This is a genomic window from Heyndrickxia oleronia (assembly GCF_017809215.1).
GTDB lineage: Bacteria > Bacillota > Bacilli > Bacillales > Bacillaceae_C > Heyndrickxia > Heyndrickxia oleronia.
Genome location: NZ_CP065424.1, coordinates 4,691,380 through 4,710,237 on the forward strand (window position 1 = coordinate 4,691,380; position 18,858 = coordinate 4,710,237).

Genomic DNA, 18,858 nt, shown 5'->3' on the forward strand with positions numbered 1-18,858 from the left:
GCTCTTCCTTCCAAAACTTATTCTATCGCACTTTTTCCACTCTTGACCCATTCATCAACTTCTGAAAGTTTAAACTTCCACTGCCGACCAATTTTATGAGCAGGGATATCGGTTTTTTTTATCCAATTTCGAATTGTATCTTTTGTAACACCTAAATACTCTGAAATTTCCTCAAGGTTTGACCATTTTTCATTCATCTCATTCATTTCTTTCACCTCGGATATCAAACTGGTGATAATAATTATAGTAATCTATCATAACATAAAAACCTATGAATATAAATATTTTAACATAAAATCGCAATATTAAATATGGTTTAATGGTAATAGATATGAATTAGCGTTGATACATACTGTTTATATTGAATAATTATTATTTCAATGCCATCTATCAAATCAAACACATATATTTAGGACATTTGTTATTTATTACATCTATCCTATCTCCACACCCTACAAAATTATCCATCCTATCTCCTCAACCCTCTGCCGATTTCCACAGTCGATATGTTTACTTAATAAATAAAAACAAGGGTTTTCGAGACTCAGAATATCCTCCGCACAACCGGCAGAATGTTTCCCAATCTCGAAAACCCTTTATTTATCAATGCTTTGAATAGACCCTATTTCTCCACCCGTGACATCAAGACAACACACTCCACATGCGTCGTCTGCGGGAACATATCCACCGGCTGCACTTCAACCGTCTGATATCCCCCATCCTCCAATATTCTTAAATCTCTCGCTAATGTAGCTGGGTTACAAGATACATAAACCACTTTCTTTGGCTTCATATCAATAATGGTTTGCAGTAATGTTTCGTCACAGCCTTTACGCGGTGGATCGACAACAAGAACATCGGCAGTGATGCCTTCTGAATACCATTTAGGAATAACTCTTTCCGCTTCACCAACAGCGAATTCAACATTGGTGATTCCATTTAATTCTGCATTACGTTTGGCATCTTCAATCGCTTCTGGAACAATTTCTACTCCATAAACCTTCTTCGCCTTTTCGGTTAAGAATAATGAGATGGTTCCGATTCCACAATAAGCATCTATAACTGTTTCTTGACCGGTTAGACCTGCGTATTTTAAGGCTTGATCATAAAGAACCTTCGTTTGTTCTGGATTGACTTGGTAGAAGGAGCGAGCTGAGATGGCAAATTTGATGTTGCCGATATAATCATAGATGACTTCTTCTCCCCAAAGTACTTTTGTTTCTACTCCAAAAATAACATTTGTACGCTGTGTATTAATGTTTTGAACAATAGATTTTACACCAGGTATTTGCGCAGTGATTTCGTCGATAATCGCTTTTTTATTTGGGAGATCTGTTGTCCGTGTGATGAGCACGATCATGACTTCTCCGGTTTTCATTCCATAGCGGGCCATAATATGGCGTAATGTGCCTTTATGTGTTCCTTCGTTGTATGCACGAACTCCATGTTTTCCACAGATTTCTTTTACCGTTTGGATGACTGTGTCGTTTTTCTCTTGTTGAATGAGACAAGCTTCCATATCGATAATATCGTGGCTACGATGCTGATAAAATCCGGCAATTAGTCCGCCTTCTCTGTCACCGACAGGCACCTGTGCTTTATTGCGATAACGCCATGGATCTTCCATACCTAGGACCGGATGAACTGTTACATTTTCAATTTTACCAATTCTTTGTAGTACATCTTTTACTTGTTTCTGTTTTGCCTTTAGTTGACCTGAATAGCTCAGATGCTGTAGCTGGCATCCTCCACATTCCTTATAGATCGGACAATCTGGTTTGACCCGGTCTGGACTTGTTTCATATAACTCAATGATACGGCCAAATCCATATCCTTTATTGACCTTAATTACTTTAATCTTTGCTTTTTCTCCTGGTAATCCATTAGGAACAAAGATGGGATAGCCATCTACTTTGGCAACACCATGACCATCATGAGTAAGATCGACAAAGGTTACATCTATATAGTCATTTTTCTGGACGGGTAGCTGAATTTTCATTGTTTTCTTCCTTTGCTAAAACCAATTTATGATGTCACGATTGTATCACACAACTGTTTGGGATGAAAATTTATTAATCAAACGTTTGATTAAATGTGAAATTGCTTAAGTATTAACCATTTAGCACTTATGTTAATAAATATATAGTGAATGGAAAAAGACCTCCATCTAACATAACAGATAGAGGACCTTATTGGGGTTATGTTGAAGCATCCTTTACGGGTGCTTTTTTATTTTTTATTCATTTACTCCCTCCTACCTCTCCTTTAAGTAAATATCATTTGTACCCAATAGAATAATAGGAATAAGGTAACGATGGTAGTTAACGGGATGACTATCAGTGATACATTCAAATAATCCTTCCATTTAATTTTGATTTTATTTTGTCTTAATATATGCATCCAAATTAATGAAGCGAGTGTTCCGATCGGTAATAATAAAGATCCCATATCACTGCCAATTATATTTGCTAAATAGATAGTTTTTAGTGTAACGGGATCAAGTCCCATTTCCGTTAATGTAATGGTTCCAATCATTAATGCGGGGTGATTATTAAACAAATTCGATAGGATAGATACTAATCCCCCCATAATAAAACTGGCATAGAACAATCCCTGGTTCACAATCGGTTCGCAAATTTTTACGAGAAATTCTGTTAAACCTGCATTATGAAGTCCGTAAATAATCACATACATAGAAAAGGCAAAAATGAGTATATGCCAGGGTGTTTTCTTTAATATATCAACAGGATTTGTTCGCAAATAGTACCATCTCCACACTAACAATACGACTGAACCCAATACTGCAACAAATTCGATAGGTATGGAGAAATACGAGGCAACGAATAATAAACATCGCATGATAAACACAAAAAGTAATAATTTCAACATGAATGTTGTCCGTTTCTTTTTTGTATTAACATCAATGCCTCCTTTTAAAGGATGAAAATGCTTGATGAAAAACATTGCTTCTAAATCATATTTCGTATTTGGCAATTTTTTTGGTATTGTTCGTTTTAACAATATAAACATTAATCCTGACATAAAAAGTAATCCTAATGTAGCTGGGATAAACATCATAGCGGTATGCATATACAGAGACATATGAACAATTTTCAAAGCAATTAAATTAACAATATTGCTTACTCCAATTGGCGCACTAGAGGCGGTAGCTATTAATGCACCGCTTAAAAGGTAGGGGATTTGCTGGTGTGGTTTAAGTCTGAGATTTTTTAATAGAAGTATTAGAATAGGGGTTGTAATTAATATGCTGCCATCATTATTAAATAGAAGTGTCATCAAAAAACACAATAATTGGATAAACCAGTATAATCGATATCCTGATCCCCTCGCTAAGCTTGCAAGTTTTGCTGCTGCCCAGTGAAAAAAACCAAAGCTTTCTAATATAACCGCCATGACAATCGTAGAGATAATCGTAATGGATGCCCCACCGATTTTACTGATAATGTCTTGTATATCGCTACTTGATACAACGCCAGTTAGTAATATAATTAAAGCCCCAATTGAAGCAGGCCATGCTTCATTTATTCCTTTTGGTCTCCAGAAAATAATCAACATAGTAATGAGGAAGACAAAACCAGTGATGAAGATGTCATAATTCATATAAACCCTCCTTTCTTCTTCAACATCTAGATCCCTATCTTTACATGTCCGTTTACTTATATTTATATTCCCCCTAGAAATTGTTGTAATAGATACTTATCCAAGTCTATTTAAATATACGGTTGTCTTTCTACTAAATCTGTCTTGTGAAGAGAAAAGTCTATATAAACAATTCACATAAAATTCCTTGTAACCAAAGTAAATATTCGGTTTTTGAAAAGCTTGTATTATAGCTTGAAGCTTATGGTCTAGCAAGACAAACGGAGTGGAGGAAGATTCGTCTTCTATGAATAATTGTCTAATTGTATACATTAGGGTTGTTCAAATATTCGACAATAGCGAAAAACTTCCACTTTCTTTGCCGAAGCGGTACTAGTTTTGTCGTATGCAAAGGATTCCTTTAGTCAAAGTAGAATAATCTAAAGAAAAGGAGGGATTTACTTGAATACAGCAAGTGTAGCGAAGTTATTAGGTGTCTCACATAGCACGATTCAACGATGGATTAAACAATTAGAACTGGAAATTAATCGAAATGATTTGGGTCATTTCGAATTTAGCGATGAAGATATTGCGATGTTTAAACAAATACAAGCAGAAATTCAAAAGGGAAAGCTCCTCCACGAAATTAATTTACCTTTTAAAAAGGTACGCAAAGGAAAGAAAACTCAAAGTGATCAACCTACTACCAATACCCTTCACGAAAAATTAATCCAATTAGAAGGTCAAATAAACGGAAAGGCTGATAATGTTGTCAGCTATCAACTTTTATCACATAGAAGGGAAATTGAGGATTTAGAGAATGAAATGATCAAGCTAACGAATCGTATAGAACAATTAGAAAAAAAACTATTTGAAACTCAGCAACAGAGTCAAACAGACACCCAACCAGTCGAATTTCGAGAGCGTGGAAAACGGAAAGGATTTTTAAAATTATTTAATATTCTGGGGTAAATATAGAAATAACAAGATCGTTCTAAATGGACGATCCTTAATTATATTATGGTTCTTTCTTTTTTTTGAGTGGTTCACTCCTCTTTTTTGAATAGTCAATACCATTTTTTGACCGGTTTCTACTGGTTTTGAAGTGGTCCATCCAAATTGAATGAATGGTCCATTCTACCATTTAAAAAGCTTTGCTCCGTAACGGAACAAAGCTTTTACATCAACGATCAAACCATCACTTTACAAATATCATTTGTAAATTCAACTGGGTCATTGATTGGCAGACCCTCGATAAGAAGAGCTTGATTGTAAAGTAGATTTGTAAATAGTTTCACTTTTTCTTTATCCTGTTCAAAGGCAGTTTTTAAGGAAGAGAATACTTCGTGATTGACGTTAATTTCTAGAACCTTATCTGCTTTCACAGTTTGATTATTTGGCATGGCGCTGAGAACTTTCTCCATTTCAATAGATACTTCGCCTTCTGCTGTTAGACAAACAGGATGAGATTTTAAACGCTTGGAAGCACGAACATTTTTAACTTTATCACCAAGTACTTCTTTCATGTAATCAAAGAGCTCTTTGCTTTCTTTTTCCTCAGACTCTGTTTGTTTTTCACTTTCTTCTTCAATACCGAGATCACCACTAGAAACAGATTTGAATTCTTTTTCTTTGTAGTTCATTAGCATTTTGATTGCGAATTCATCTACATCATCAGTGAAATAGAGGATTTCATATCCCTTTTCAGAGACAAGTTCGGTTTGAGGAAGCTTGTCAATTCGGTCGATGGATTCTCCTGTTGCATAATAAATATATTTTTGGTCCTCAGGCATTCTTGAGACATATTCATCTAATGTAACAAGCTTTTTCTCCTTCGATGAATAGAACATAATTAGATCTTGGAGGACTTCTTTATCCTGTCCAAAGTCATTGTAAACACCAAATTTTAATTGTCGACCAAAGGCATTATAGAATTTTTCATATTTCTCACGTTCATTCTTTAAGAGGCTTTCCAATTCACGTTTGATTTTGCTTTTAATGTTTTTCGCAATGAATTTAAGTTGCTTATCTTGTTGTAAAATTTCACGTGAAATATTTAGGGATAGATCTTCTGAATCGACCATACCTTTTACAAAGCCAAAGTAGTCTGGTAATAGGTCTGAGCATTTTTCCATAATTAATACACCACTGGAATATAGCTCTAATCCCTTTTCAAATTCTTTAGAATAATAGTCGAATGGAACATTTTCTGGAATGTATAAAATCGCATTATATCGTACTGTACCGTCTACTTTAATATGAATATGCTTCAATGGTTTGTCAAAGCCGTACCGCTTTTCTTGATAGAAATTTTCATAGTCCTCTTCGGTAAGCTCACTTTTGTTTTTTCGCCAAATTGGAACCATGCTATTAATTGTTTGTTCCTCTGTGAACTCTTCATATTCATTTTCGCTGCCTTCTTTTAGACGGCTGCTTGTCATATCCATTTTAATTGGGTAGCGAATGAAATCAGAGTACTTTTTAATAATCGCTTTTAAACGATACTCATCTAAATACTCATCAAATTGTTCATCCTCAGTGTTTTCCTTGATTTTCAAGGTGATTTCTGTTCCCACGGACTCCTTCTCACATGGATCAATCTTATATCCGTCCGCACCTTTAGATTCCCATTTATATGCTTCTTCACTACCTAATGCTTTACTGATAACTGTTACTTCATCTGCTACCATAAATGCGGAATAAAATCCTACACCAAATTGACCAATAATATCATGGCCATCCTTTGCTTCGTTTTCATTTTTAAACGCAAGAGAACCACTCTTAGCGATTGTACCAAGATTGTTTTCGAGATCCTCTTTTGTCATCCCTATTCCGGTATCAGAGATTTTCAATAAGCGGTTTTCTTTATCCGCCTCAATTTTAATATAATAGCTATCTTTATCAAATGTTAATGCTTCATCTGTTAATGCTTTGTAGTAAATTTTATCAATAGCATCACTAGCATTCGAGATTAATTCTCTTAAAAAAATCTCTTTTTGAGAGTAAATGGAGTTAATCATCATTTCTAATAATCGTTTAGATTCTGCTTTAAATTGCTTCTTTGCCATATGAATATCTCCTTCCTATTAATAAACTATATATTCCATTTTAGCACTCTCATACAAAGAGTGCTAACCATATTTTAAATATCATAAAAGATAGCTCATGTCAATTTGTTAAATCAATAGCTTCTTTCAAACTATTTTTTTCTTTAATCAAGGATGCTATTTAGGTAAAGTTTTAACTAATAAATATAGTTAAAGAACTGCTGAATTCGTTACTAGGTGTAAAAGCCCACTGTAGGTTTTTTACAAGGGAACAAACATAAGAAAGCTGGCTTAATCAAACGTTTGTTTAAAGACATAAACGATTGATAAATGTACTATTTTCATTACTAATCAAACGTTTGTTTAAAAATAATTACAGGAAAAAAGCTCTTTTCCTAGAAATATATTTACTATCAAAATTGAAAGGAACATCATATATGAAAATTAGAGAGATTCAACCGTCTGATGCCAAAGCCTTTAGCCATCTATGTCAGGAAATCGATGAATCAGGATTTATGCTTTATGATCCAGGTGAAAGAATGATTGATATTGAGAAGGAAGAGAAAAGAATAAAACGTATTTTAGGGGATGATCGTTCAACGATTTTAGTCGTTGAAGAGAATGAACAGCTGATTGGATATATGATTGCGATAGGTGGCAGTGTAAAACGCACAAGACATTCTGCCTATCTCGTTTTAGGAGTATCAAAGAAACATCGTGGAAAAGGAATTGCCAAGCAATTATTTGAAGAAATGTTTCGCTGGGCAAAGGAAAGAGAATTTACAAGACTTGAGTTAACTGTAATAAAAGATAATGAAAATGCCTTTCTCCTATATAGAAAAATGGGCTTTATTATTGAAGGTGAAAAGGTCCATTCCTTAATGATTGATGGAAACCCGGTCAATGAATACTATCTTTATAAATTAATATAGAAACATGGGAAACCCGTCTATGGGGCTTCCCTGTTTTAGTTATGAAAATAGTGGTCTTCTTCTAAACCCTCCTGCCTTTTCAAAGGCATATCCTAGTTTTATTAATGTCCCTTCCGTAAATGCCCCCGAAGCCAATGTTATTCCAAATGGACGGCCATTTTCCATGTATCCTGCGGGAAGTGCAATAGATGGGTAGCCAGCTTTAGCACAGATTGTAGATCCTACATAAGCAGGAAAGAGAATAGCATCTAATTGATAGGTTTCTATAGCTTCGTCAATCCCTTTTTCGCGTGCATAATATAAATCCTCTAGTTTGGCCAATAAGTAATTTGATTCTCTCAACGTATTTGTTAGTTCTCCTCTTATCTCGAGCTTATCTTGGCCATATTTTAATGTTCTTTCAGGACTCTCTCGATTAAACTCAATTAATTCTCTAATACTATGTACCGGAAAATGAGCTGGTAAATGGTTAAGAAAGTTTTCTAGACTATGCTTTAGCTCATAATAGTTAACAGACCAACTCCATTCTCGATGAAGGGAGGGAAGATCAATATCGACTATCATTTTTGCCCCTGCTGATTGCATGATTTGTATCGCTTGCTGAAATAAAGCTTCATCATACTCACCTGGCATGAAGGAATCTTCTGTTACTTGAGTAAATACACCAATTCTTGTCCCTTTTAATCCTTGTTCATCTAGGAAATGAGTGTAGTCCCCATTGAACATACCTTCACTTTTATATGTTGCAGGATCCTCTGAATCTACACCTGTTAACATCCCTAATAGAATGGCTGCATCCTCTACTGTTCTTACCATCGGCCCTGCTGTATCCTGAGAATACGTAAATGGAATGATTCCTGTACGACTAATAAGACCAGTTGTTGGCTTAATGCCCACTACCGAATGTTGAACGGCTGGACTTAGGATAGAGCCATCTGTTTCCGTTCCGATAGCTGCAGCTGTAAAATTAGAGGCAACAGCAGCTGCAGAGCCTGTACTTGAACCACCAACAAAGAATTCAGAGCCATACGGATTGACCACCTGTCCACCTCTTGAGCTATATCCTGCCCACATTTTACTAGACATTCCATTCGCTAATTCAGTCATATTTGCCTTTCCTAAGATCACCGCTCCTGCTTGTCGCAGCCTTTCGACTAGAAAGGCATCCTTTTTCCCTACATACTGCTCAAGTGCCAATGTTCCCGCACTCGTATGCATATTGTCCTTCGTTTCAATATTATCCTTTAATAAAATGGGAATGCCGTGAAGAACACCTCTTGAACCTTTCATTTTCCGCTCATGATCCAATCCTTCTGCAATAAAAATGGCATCCGGATTGATTTCAAGAACAGAGTTGATCCTTGGTCCGTCCTGATCATATTTCGCGATTTTATATAGATAGTACATGACCAGTTCCTTTGATGTAAGTTCACCTTTCTCCATCGATTCTTGAAGTTGCGTAATTGTACGTTCTTCGATAATTGATTCCTTTAATAAAAATTCCATATCCTTACCCCATTCACTTTATAATCACTGTCGCCTTTCTTCCCTATATATTTAAAAATACCGTACCTCATTCTGCTCAAATAACTGTCTCAATCCCTTACCAAGTTGATTAAAGGCCAGAATCGCTAATGTTATCGCCACACATGCAGCAATCGGAATCCAAGGCTTAGAAAATATATCAAATGTGACATCTTTAAAAAGCAGTGGCCACGCATTTGAATCATTAATGACTTCTGCGGTTAATTCTCCAACAATTTCAATTCGATGCACGAGGAAAACATTAATAATCCCTAGTTGTCCGAGTAGGAACATATTTCTTCCAATATCTAAAACTAGATTTACAATCAAATCAGGCAAAAGAAAAGGAAAATAGTGACGAGTAAACATTCCACGATTATTTGTTCCAATAGATGTAGCCGCTTCAATAAATGGCTTTTTAGAAATCGTATATATCGTATTTTGGATTAATTGTCCAACCCTCCCCACTTCGAGCAATGCAATAATGACAATGACTAGAATGGTTCTATGAGGAGAATACATAATATATGGTAGATTGACGATAAGCACCACCATAAAAATGATTGGTACAAACGAAAAGATTTTATTATAGAAATCTAGTAATCTACTAGTTGATTGATAGAAACTTGCAAAAAGTCCAAAAGGGACAGCAATTAAATAGCGAATTAACGTTATCCCGATTACACTGTATAAAACTTCTTTAGTCCCCATAATCAAACGACTTAAAATATCTCTTCCCTCTGAATCCGTCCCTAATAGATTCATACTAGACGGGGAAAAAGCAGGAACCTTAAGTGACCCATTATCCATCTTTCGTACTCCTTCTGTCTTTAATTCTTGATCGACAAAAGGAAGGTAAGGGCCAGCAATAGCAATGAATAGAATAATAGAAACTAAACTGATACCTATAATTAATGATTTATTTTTCTTCATTTCTCTATAGTGGCCTCCCTTCTAAGCAATATTGAATGGATCATATCACTCACTATTTTTGTTAGTAACACAATCGTAGTGAACAGTACGATAAACTCCACAACAATTGGAATATCTATATTCATGCTGGAGCCTATACTAAATTGTTTTGGCACATGAAATGCCTGGTAAAATCGGTATGCACCTCCACGATAACCCGTTAAAAACTCAACAATGAATAGATTGGATAAAATATACAGAACTAAGGTATTAATTTGTCCAACAACACGAATCCAGCAATTATTAAGCATATGCAAGTAGATAATTTTTTTACTAGGTGTCCCCTTACCAATCGCTGTCCGCACATAGTCCCTTCCACTTTCGGAGGAAAGATAATTTTCTGTTATCCTTGCGATATAAAAGGTCGGATAGATGGACAAAAATCCTATAGCAAATAATTTATTAGATAGTGTCTCACTCCCATACAATTTAACGTGAGGAAAGCCTAAATCAATTAGAGCCATGATTCCAACCTGAATGGCTATGATGACAAAAAAATCAGGAACAGATAAAAAAAAGGAGGTAATCTTCTCTCCAAATAAATTGAATGCCTTTTTGCCTACTTTAAAATCATAGATTCCCTTTACTACACCAAAAATAAAACTAATAATAATACTAGGGAGTAAAATATAGATACTTTTTTTCGTATATCTCCATACTTCATATTCGACAGAAACTCCATATTCTGTTTGACCCAAGCTTCTGTTTTTAATTGCATATGAAAAAAAATCAGTAATATTATTTTTATAACTCTCCCATGAAAAGGTAGTGATATTTTTTTCATATTCTTCCGTCATTTCTACCCGTGATTTGGAATAATCAATCTTACTATCTCCTCTTGGAAGAAGAATAAGCAAGATTAAGATGGTTGTCACAAACAGCCATAATAATAGTGTTTTAAATAATTGAAGCACGAATTTTATAGCCATAACCCTACTCCCCCCTTTTTAGCAAATTTCGCTATTCATTTACATTTTTCACACTTTTCCCAATTATAGGTATATTACTTTTTCCAATGCAACCTTTATTTACCCTTTACTGATAATTTTATATATCTACTCTTTTCCTAACATTAGTAATTTTAAAAATACATTTTTTACGCTATAATGAAAAGGCATTCAGAATGTGTAATTTATACAACTAGAAGGAGATGATCATGATGACAGATGATGCATACAAACTGATAGCCATTGGTCTTTATATGGTATTGATGCTATTAATTGGTTTTTACGCATACCGCAAAACAAGTAACCTAACTGACTATATGCTAGGTGGACGCTCATTAGGTCCAGCCGTTACTGCCTTAAGTGCAGGAGCTGCAGATATGAGTGGTTGGTTGTTAATGGGACTTCCAGGTGGCTTATATTTAAACGGATTAGCCGATGCCTGGATTGCCATTGGATTAACGATTGGTGCTTATTTAAACTGGGTATTAATTGCCCCACGTCTACGTTCCTATACACAGGTTGCCAATGATTCTATTACGATACCATCCTATTTAGAAAACCGATTCAAAGATTCTACGAAATTATTAAGAATTGTTTCGTCTTTAGTTATTTTAATATTCTTTACTTTCTATGTTTCATCCGGAATGGTATCCGGGGCTGTTTTCTTTGAAAGCTCCTTCGGGTTACACTATAAAACAGGCCTATTTATTGTAGCAGGGGTCGTCGTGGCCTATACATTATTCGGAGGTTTCCTTGCTGTTAGCTGGACCGATTTTATTCAAGGTCTCATAATGGTGATTGCCTTACTTCTTGTACCAGCAATCGCAATCTTTAAAACAGGAGGTCCTGCGGAAACATTTGAAACCATTCGCTCAATTGATCCGACTTTACTTAATTTATTTAAGGGAACCACTGTGCTAGGAGTTATTTCTGCTCTTGCATGGGGGCTTGGTTACGTAGGACAGCCACATATTATCGTACGCTTTATGGCAATTAAAACGGTTAAAGAAACAAAAAGTGCTCGAAGAATTGGAATGGGCTGGATGATCCTTTCATTAGCGGGAACATCATTAACAGCTTTGATCGGAATTGCATACTTTCATAATATTGGTGCACCATTAGGTAAAGCAGATGCTGAAACAGTGTTTATCCAATTAGGGCAAATTCTTTTCCATCCGCTTATAGCAGGACTTGTTCTTGCCGCAGTACTAGCAGCTATTATGAGTACAGTATCCTCTCAATTAATCGTTACTTCTAGTGCCTTAACCGAAGATCTATATAAATTAATGTTCCGTCGTAATGCCTCAGACAAGGAATTAGTTTTCTTCGGAAGAATGGCTGTTCTCGTTGTAGCCATTGTTGCGGCTTTATTAGCATTTGATCATAATTCGACTATTCTTAAGCTTGTATCTTATGCATGGGCTGGATTCGGTGCATCTTTTGGGCCAGTTGTATTCCTAAGCCTATTCTGGAAAAAGATGAATAACTGGGGGGCCATCTTTGGAATGGTTACAGGTGCAGCTACTGTTATTATCTGGTCTAATCTTGGACTCAGTGACACCTTATATGAAATCGTTCCAGGATTCATAGTAAACCTCATCGTAAGTATTGTCGTTAGTTTAGCTACCTATAAGCATAATGGGGAAATTGAAAAGGAATTTGAACAAAGCAAACTATTATTAAAACAAGAATAAACATAGATGGGCTGTCTGTTGACAGCCCATTATTGTATACTCGGGATTGTTTTTACTGTGATACAGAGACTTTTTCCCTTAACACTCCTGCACTAGATTTCTGAAATGCTACTTTAATTATTACAATAACAACAGACACCAATGATATGAGTAGTAAAATCATCATATTTAATGCTAATTTTTCTCCGCCAAATATGACCGTGTAATAACCATCTGCAGCGTAGGTTGCTGGGAGTACAGAACCGACTGATTGATAAAAATTAGATAGCATCACTTTAGGAACGATCACTCCCGAGGTAACTAGTTGTAGTGAAAGAACGAGAATATTAAACAGCATTCCCCCAGGTCCAAATAATACCACAAACATCTGAGTTAAACTTAAAAAGGAAAAGTAGACTAACAATTGAAAAACCCCTGTTTCTATGAAGGTTCTTTGCAGTTCAATATTGAAAGCCTCCATTAATACTAGTGAGATTACTGTCAACAATAGGGCAACACCTGCATTTATAACTATTCTTGCTAGTAAGATCCTCCATTTACTATAGCTTGGTTTTAATTTGATTGATGCCATATGAACATTGAGACTCATAATCATCGATCCAACAAAGGAAGCAAGTACAATCATCATTGGAACCATTGTCGCAGCAAATCCATCTACATGATTTGTCTTTTCAACAGATGGCTGGACTGATTGAATACTCAATGATTGTAGTGCTGACTCTATATTTTTGGTAAGACTTTGTGCAAGCTCCTTTGAAGAAATAACAGTAGTCATCTGTTCGGGTACTTTAGAAAGAATAAGCTGTTGCTTATACATATAGACATTTTCATTCACACTTTGTGTAATCGTATTTGCAGTCACATCCATTAATTGTTTCGCCAATGAAGCATTTGCCTGATTAATGAAGTATTTAAGATCTGTTCTTCCCTTTTCTTGAATCTCGCTTGAAAAGCCTTTGGGTACTTGCATCACCATATCCAATTTCCGTTGGTTCATATCCTTTTGGGCAGACTCAATTGTTTGGTATATTTTTATATCAAATGGAATGTTTTTCTCCATTTCCTTTTCTATCACTAAACCCATTTGCTTATCCTCATTAACAAAACCAATTTTTAATTGATCAATTCGATCATTCACTCCATCATACGCAGTCATCCATACACAAAAGAAAATGAGCAGGAAGAAAAATGCTGCTCCTAGACCAATAAATGTTTCAGATTGCTTAAAAAACTGTTTCATCATAGTCATTTTTTATTCCTCCCTAATTAAAGCAAGTACATACTTGCATAATAATTAAAAAATTTACTAGGGGGTTAGTCCCCTAGCAAAAAGCTGTATACTATGTTTCAAAAATTCATTTTGTGAGCTTGCAATCACCTGATTACCAAAACGACTTTTTGAAAGAAAGTAGCCGAAATTCAACCAAATAAAGTTCATTGCTTGAAATTCAATATTTGTCTCAATTAATTTGCCTCTGTTATACATTTCTGTTAAATAAGAAACCAAATTGGCTTTTAATTGCTTAGGAATTTGTACAATCGTGTCATTAAGCTCAGGAAATAGCTGAGCCTCTCGGAAACCAATTAATACTAAATCATTGATCTTAACCATATACCTATGATAACTATCAGCTATTTTCCACAGGTCTTTTTCTAAATCCCATACCATATCCTCATTAATGATTTTTTCAAGAAAGGGACTGTAGGACACAGATTCGAGAGCAGCATCCATAATGCCTTTTTTGTTTCCAAAATGCCGAAAAATCGTTACTTCATTGACCCCAGCACGTTCTGCGACAGCTCGAGTTGTTGCCCCTTTATAGCCGAAATCCCGAAACAATTCGATAAATGCTTCAATAATTCTTTCTGAAGTATTTTTTTGTTCATTCATTTTTTTCATCCAACTTTCATGTATGCAAGTGATCACTTACATAACTAGCTTAATTTGGAATAATAGAAAAGTCAATCATTTTTTACCAAATATTTATAAAAGAGCACTTATCTTAAAAAATATGATAAGTGCTCTAAGGCGTTTTTATTAATCCACTCTATCTTCAGGTCGAATCCGATCAATTGGAACAAATACATCTAAATGGCGATATAAATTTTCAAATTCTGCAGGAACTAACCCACCGAATTCTCCATCAATGTTTAATTGCATTTTTTCTGTTGAATTCACCTTAATGCGATTCGCCGATGTATAAATGACGTTTGGATCATTAATATGATTACCCGTAATTGCAGCTGTCACTACTCGTATAAATTCAGCAAGATTGGTCTTCTTCAAAATAATTAATGAAAATAAACCATCATTTACCGATGAATCTGGAGCTAATTTTTCAAATCCACCAACCGAATTGGTCAGTCCTATTAAGAAAAGCATCGCTTCTCCCTCAAATAGTTTCCCATCATATTCGATGCTCATTTCTGTCGCTCTAATAGAAGGAAGCATCTCAATTCCTTTCATATAATAGGCCAACTGTCCAAGCATTGTTTTTAATTTACTTGGTACTTCATAAGTTAACTCAGTCAATCTACCGCCGCCGGCTATATTGATAAAATAGCTATCATTCATTTTGCCGATATCGACAGGAATCGTATCACCTTTTACAATAATATCAACTGCAGCTTCAATATCACGCGGGATATGTAATGCTCGCGCAAAATCATTCGTTGTCCCAACGGGAATGACCCCTAGCTTCGGACGATATTCTTGCTCTGCAAGACCATTTACAACCTCATTAATTGTTCCATCTCCACCTGCTGCGATAACAATATCATATTTACGTTCAACTGCAATCTTCGCAGCGTTAATGGCATCTCCTGCAGCTGTTGTCGCATGACAAGAAGCTTCATAACCAGCAACCTCTAATTTTTGCAATACATTCGCAATATGTTTCTTAAATAATTCTCGTCCTGAGGTTGGATTATAGATTATTCTTGCACGTTTCATTTTCATCATCCTAACCTTACTTTTACAAATTTATTTTTCGTATTTGGCATTTACATTCAAAAGTTACGTTCAATCGATATCCTGTTACATAGAAAAACTGGCCGTAGCCAGATCTAAGTCCTTCTTTCACGAAAATATCATACCTCTTTTGACTGTAAAAATCTAGTATTAACAATTTTTCGTCACAATTAAAGTGTGGATTTCAATTGAAATACCTTAATTTACAAATTTCATCATGCTTTCATTGTTTACCATCATTGTAACATTTATTCTCAACAACCCATTAAAAAACTAGCCCCTCGATAAGGCTAGTAATTAAATTTACCCATTTTTGAATAATACAACGCCACGTTCCTTGAGGAACTGAATAGATTCACTTAAGGAATTTTCTTCTATTTGGTAAACTTCTTGTACGGTCTTCTTCCATTTATTTATATCACGCATTTGAATTTCTCGAATATTTCGATAGGTCATTACTTTAATTGAATGATCCCGTAGGAAATAACATTCTTGCCCATTAAATCGAACAGCCGTAATTCGTCTCATAGTTGTGTTTTGATCCTCATCCATATAAGAATGTATAATATCATCTTTAATATCTGCTTCTGTTAACGGAACCCACTCAATCTCCTTTTTCACAAAGGATTTTCCGTTTGATCGGCGATCGATTTCAAATCGGTCAGCTGTAGTTTGAGTAAAAATAATTTCCTCACCGAATCCATGGAGGATATGTCTCCTCTTAGCTTCTAGGTCAATTGGTTTCATTATAGGTGACCCATAACCTACATCAACATAAAACCTACGATTTTCCAATGTCACCATAATTGCTAAATGCCCTGGATTGACCCTAACTAGGGAACACGAAAATCCTAGCTCTGAGAGAAGTCGAGAGAAATTAATATTTAGTGTATAACAGGTTCCTCCCCATCCCTTTTCCATTAAATTTTCAACAAATACAGCTAATGAGGGAACAAAACCCGTTCCTTCATAAAAATAATGGAACTTACTAAACGTTTCATAAGGAATGCGAGATAGATGATGTTGGATCAAACGCTGTAAATAGTTTTGGGAAGGTAACTCCATATCTATTTTTAAATATCGTAAATAGTTTTCAACCGTCTGTTCCAAAACAATCACTCTTTCATTCAGTATCTAATTAAAGTATACCTCTTAATAAAACATTCTCGCAAAAAGTAAGAATTCCTGCAATAACGTGATGAAAGATTGATTGTTGATAGGATTGATTACTACCTCTGTAATTGCTTCAATAGCTGTAAGATTTGCCCTCTATGATGGGCTTCATGTTCAATTAAATGATAGACCACCCATTCCGGCGTCACATCATAGGGTTCAAGAATCCTTGGTGTTCTCCAATCTTCTAGATCCATGCAACGAAAATGAGAGAGAAATACCTCACGTACCTTCGATAAGCGGTGCAAATGTTCTTCTAGACTTTGTCCCTCAACATGAGATAATGTTCCGTCTTCAGCGCGGCAATCTTGCGGAAATAATGAGAGAATGTCAGGATCCCAATCTGTACAAAGAACTTCTTCGTATAACCAATCCGCTTCAATTAATGCAATATGATATAACAATGAACCAATCGATTGTCTATCATCAATTTTAGCATCGAGAACATTTTCATTTGTTCCAGATAATGCATTGATAAGTGTTCGGCGAACGTCCTCTAAACACCAAAGCCACCGACCAATTTCCTTTTCATAACCTGGTAATGTTGATACCTGTAATGACTTTCTCACCAACTCAAATCATCCTCCCTTTTACTGAATGCCAATCGTTTGATTGGATACAATTGGGTCAATCACCGAACCATATGCATCAGCTACTATTTCAGCACCCTTACTATTCATATGAACCCCATCCAAAGTAAAATAAAGACCTCTTTCTTTTGAAAGCTTATCGATTCGAGGAATTTTCTTTACAAAGAGTGCATCCTTCATAATGGTCATCACGTTTGTACTAATGTAATCTGAACATTCAAGGTTTGCTAAATGTTTGCTAAAAATTTGTTGCATATCTAGCACAGAAATATCCATATAAGAACTAGCAATCGAGTCAACCATTTTTGCTAATTCCTTAATCTCCATGTTAGATGGGCTATCCATCTTTTCTCCGACAAGAGCAGGTGTAACAACAATGACTTTTTTAGAATAGGCTTTGATCCATTCAATAATTCGCTTATAGTAATCTTCAAATTCTTCACGATTATTAGATACCGGTTGTGCCTGAACTTTTAACAATTTAGAATAGACATCATTTACGCCAATCCAAAGAAAAATAAGATCAAAATCTGTATCCAATGTTGTTTTAGATAGACGATTGTACAAGCTTTTTACTGTTTCTCCAGGTTTCCCTAAGTTTATGAATATTTCATTCGGGTATTTTCCTTTTAAAATTTTGTAAAAAGAAACACCTGGTCGTCCTTCAGTCAAACTGTCTCCAATCAATCCTATCTTCACATGGTTACCCCCTTATCATTACTTCTTAATAGACTCATAAAAGATAGTAATCGCTTTTTTAAATAATGGCTCTAAGGTACTTAATTCTTGTGTATTCGTTAATTGACATAGTCCTCCTAACCAGGTCCCTAATAAAGTAGTCAATTCCTCAATATCCTCTTTTTTAAATTCCCCTTGATCCATTCCCTCCTGTAAAATCTTTTTGTACACACTCATCGGAACAATGGCTAATTCATATAATTGCTTGATTGATTCTGGAGTTGAATGCGGATTTGATGCAAGTTCTTGTCCTGCTTTAAGCAAAGGGGTTTGATAGTTATACAGGACATGCTCGGCAATTCCGAACAGTTTCTCCTTTGCTGATTGATAGTTCCTTTCCTTTTGTAACCATTTTTTATGCCACTCTTTCATTGTGTTTTGAGCTAATAAGACAAATAGCTTTTCTTTGTTTATAAAATGATAATAAATATGTCCTTTACTATAGCCTGATGCCTTGGAAATATCACCTACAGATGTTTGTGCATAGCCATGTTGAGAAAATAATGAAAAAGCATGTTCCATGATGTCTTTTCTTGATTTTTCACTATCGTATCTTCTTCCCATTTCCTAAACCTTCCTAAAATATTTGAACGATTGTTCTAATTTAATTATATAAAATATTCAGATATATTTCTATCATTTGATTGATAATAATTAAATTTTATTTATT

17 protein-coding genes are annotated in these 18,858 nt (G+C 35.2%); 3 read left to right on the top strand and 14 right to left on the bottom strand.

From position 1 onward, the window contains the following. Nucleotides 1–17: 17 nt before the first annotated feature. The 3 genes from I5818_RS23560 to I5818_RS23570 form a co-directional block, all read right to left on the bottom strand. Entirely contained in the window at nucleotides 18–206 is a 189-nt protein-coding gene (locus I5818_RS23560; RefSeq protein ID WP_035198876.1) for a helix-turn-helix domain-containing protein, read from the bottom strand. 416 nt (nucleotides 207–622) lie between these two features. Next, on the bottom strand, nucleotides 623–1,999 hold the full coding sequence (gene rlmD, locus I5818_RS23565) for a 23S rRNA (uracil(1939)-C(5))-methyltransferase RlmD (RefSeq protein WP_078110024.1): 1,377 nt from the start codon (nucleotides 1,997–1,999) through the stop codon (nucleotides 623–625). Between the two features lie 266 nt (nucleotides 2,000–2,265). Beyond that, nucleotides 2,266–3,621: an arsenic transporter gene (locus I5818_RS23570; RefSeq protein WP_058004515.1), complete on the bottom strand. Its 1,356-nt coding sequence runs from the start codon at nucleotides 3,619–3,621 to the stop codon at nucleotides 2,266–2,268. 441 nt (nucleotides 3,622–4,062) lie between these two features. On the opposite strand from I5818_RS23570, the gene I5818_RS23575 reads away from it, so the two are divergent. Beyond that, nucleotides 4,063–4,572 carry a MerR family transcriptional regulator gene (locus tag I5818_RS23575; protein WP_058004514.1) on the top strand — a complete coding sequence of 170 codons (510 nt, stop codon included), beginning with the start codon at nucleotides 4,063–4,065 and terminating at the stop codon, nucleotides 4,570–4,572. Nucleotides 4,573–4,790: 218 nt separating this feature from the next. Here the strand turns inward: I5818_RS23575 and htpG are convergent, their stop codons facing one another. Beyond that, nucleotides 4,791–6,668: a molecular chaperone HtpG gene (gene htpG / locus I5818_RS23580; RefSeq protein WP_058004513.1), complete on the bottom strand. Its 1,878-nt coding sequence runs from the start codon at nucleotides 6,666–6,668 to the stop codon at nucleotides 4,791–4,793. Between the two features lie 416 nt (nucleotides 6,669–7,084). On the opposite strand from htpG, the gene I5818_RS23585 reads away from it, so the two are divergent. After that, the gene (locus tag I5818_RS23585) at nucleotides 7,085–7,579 is read left to right on the top strand and encodes a GNAT family N-acetyltransferase (protein WP_058004512.1); all 495 of its coding nucleotides are present in this window, start codon (nucleotides 7,085–7,087) and stop codon (nucleotides 7,577–7,579) included. 39 nt (nucleotides 7,580–7,618) lie between these two features. Here the strand turns inward: I5818_RS23585 and I5818_RS23590 are convergent, their stop codons facing one another. From I5818_RS23590 to I5818_RS23600, 3 genes are read right to left on the bottom strand one after another with little or no spacing between them, the layout of a single operon-like run. Next, nucleotides 7,619–9,085, bottom strand: a complete 1,467-nt coding sequence (locus I5818_RS23590; RefSeq protein ID WP_058004511.1) for an amidase family protein — start codon at nucleotides 9,083–9,085, stop codon at nucleotides 7,619–7,621. A 51-nt stretch (nucleotides 9,086–9,136) separates the two neighbouring features. Further along, on the bottom strand, nucleotides 9,137–10,036 hold the full coding sequence (locus tag I5818_RS23595; protein WP_058004510.1) for an ABC transporter permease: 900 nt from the start codon (nucleotides 10,034–10,036) through the stop codon (nucleotides 9,137–9,139). After that, entirely contained in the window at nucleotides 10,033–11,004 is a 972-nt protein-coding gene (locus tag I5818_RS23600) for an ABC transporter permease subunit (RefSeq protein WP_058004509.1), read from the bottom strand. Before I5818_RS23600 ends, I5818_RS23595 begins: the two co-directional genes overlap by 4 nt. A gap of 230 nt (nucleotides 11,005–11,234) precedes the next feature. On the opposite strand from I5818_RS23600, the gene putP reads away from it, so the two are divergent. Then, on the top strand, nucleotides 11,235–12,716 hold the full coding sequence (gene putP, locus I5818_RS23605) for a sodium/proline symporter PutP (protein ID WP_071977440.1): 1,482 nt from the start codon (nucleotides 11,235–11,237) through the stop codon (nucleotides 12,714–12,716). A 52-nt stretch (nucleotides 12,717–12,768) separates the two neighbouring features. Here putP and I5818_RS23610 read toward each other — a convergent pair whose 3' ends face one another. The 7 genes from I5818_RS23610 to I5818_RS23640 form a co-directional block, all read right to left on the bottom strand. After that, on the bottom strand, nucleotides 12,769–13,965 hold the full coding sequence (locus I5818_RS23610) for a YhgE/Pip domain-containing protein (protein ID WP_078110618.1): 1,197 nt from the start codon (nucleotides 13,963–13,965) through the stop codon (nucleotides 12,769–12,771). Between the two features lie 57 nt (nucleotides 13,966–14,022). Beyond that, nucleotides 14,023–14,607, bottom strand: coding sequence for a TetR/AcrR family transcriptional regulator (locus I5818_RS23615; protein ID WP_058004506.1), 585 nt, complete (start codon nucleotides 14,605–14,607; stop codon nucleotides 14,023–14,025). Between the two features lie 147 nt (nucleotides 14,608–14,754). Then, nucleotides 14,755–15,669: a diacylglycerol kinase gene (locus tag I5818_RS23620; RefSeq protein WP_058004505.1), complete on the bottom strand. Its 915-nt coding sequence runs from the start codon at nucleotides 15,667–15,669 to the stop codon at nucleotides 14,755–14,757. A 321-nt stretch (nucleotides 15,670–15,990) separates the two neighbouring features. Beyond that, a complete protein-coding gene (locus I5818_RS23625) occupies nucleotides 15,991–16,797 on the bottom strand; it encodes an arylamine N-acetyltransferase (RefSeq protein ID WP_071977438.1) in 807 nt (268 codons plus the stop codon). Between the two features lie 119 nt (nucleotides 16,798–16,916). After that, complete coding sequence (locus tag I5818_RS23630) at nucleotides 16,917–17,429, bottom strand: DinB family protein (RefSeq protein ID WP_235813348.1); 513 nt, start codon at nucleotides 17,427–17,429, stop codon at nucleotides 16,917–16,919. Nucleotides 17,430–17,450: 21 nt separating this feature from the next. Then, nucleotides 17,451–18,149 carry an SGNH/GDSL hydrolase family protein gene (locus I5818_RS23635; RefSeq protein WP_078110619.1) on the bottom strand — a complete coding sequence of 233 codons (699 nt, stop codon included), beginning with the start codon at nucleotides 18,147–18,149 and terminating at the stop codon, nucleotides 17,451–17,453. Nucleotides 18,150–18,167: 18 nt separating this feature from the next. Beyond that, on the bottom strand, nucleotides 18,168–18,752 hold the full coding sequence (locus I5818_RS23640) for a TetR/AcrR family transcriptional regulator (RefSeq protein WP_058004501.1): 585 nt from the start codon (nucleotides 18,750–18,752) through the stop codon (nucleotides 18,168–18,170). Between the last annotated feature and the right edge of the window lie 106 nt (nucleotides 18,753–18,858).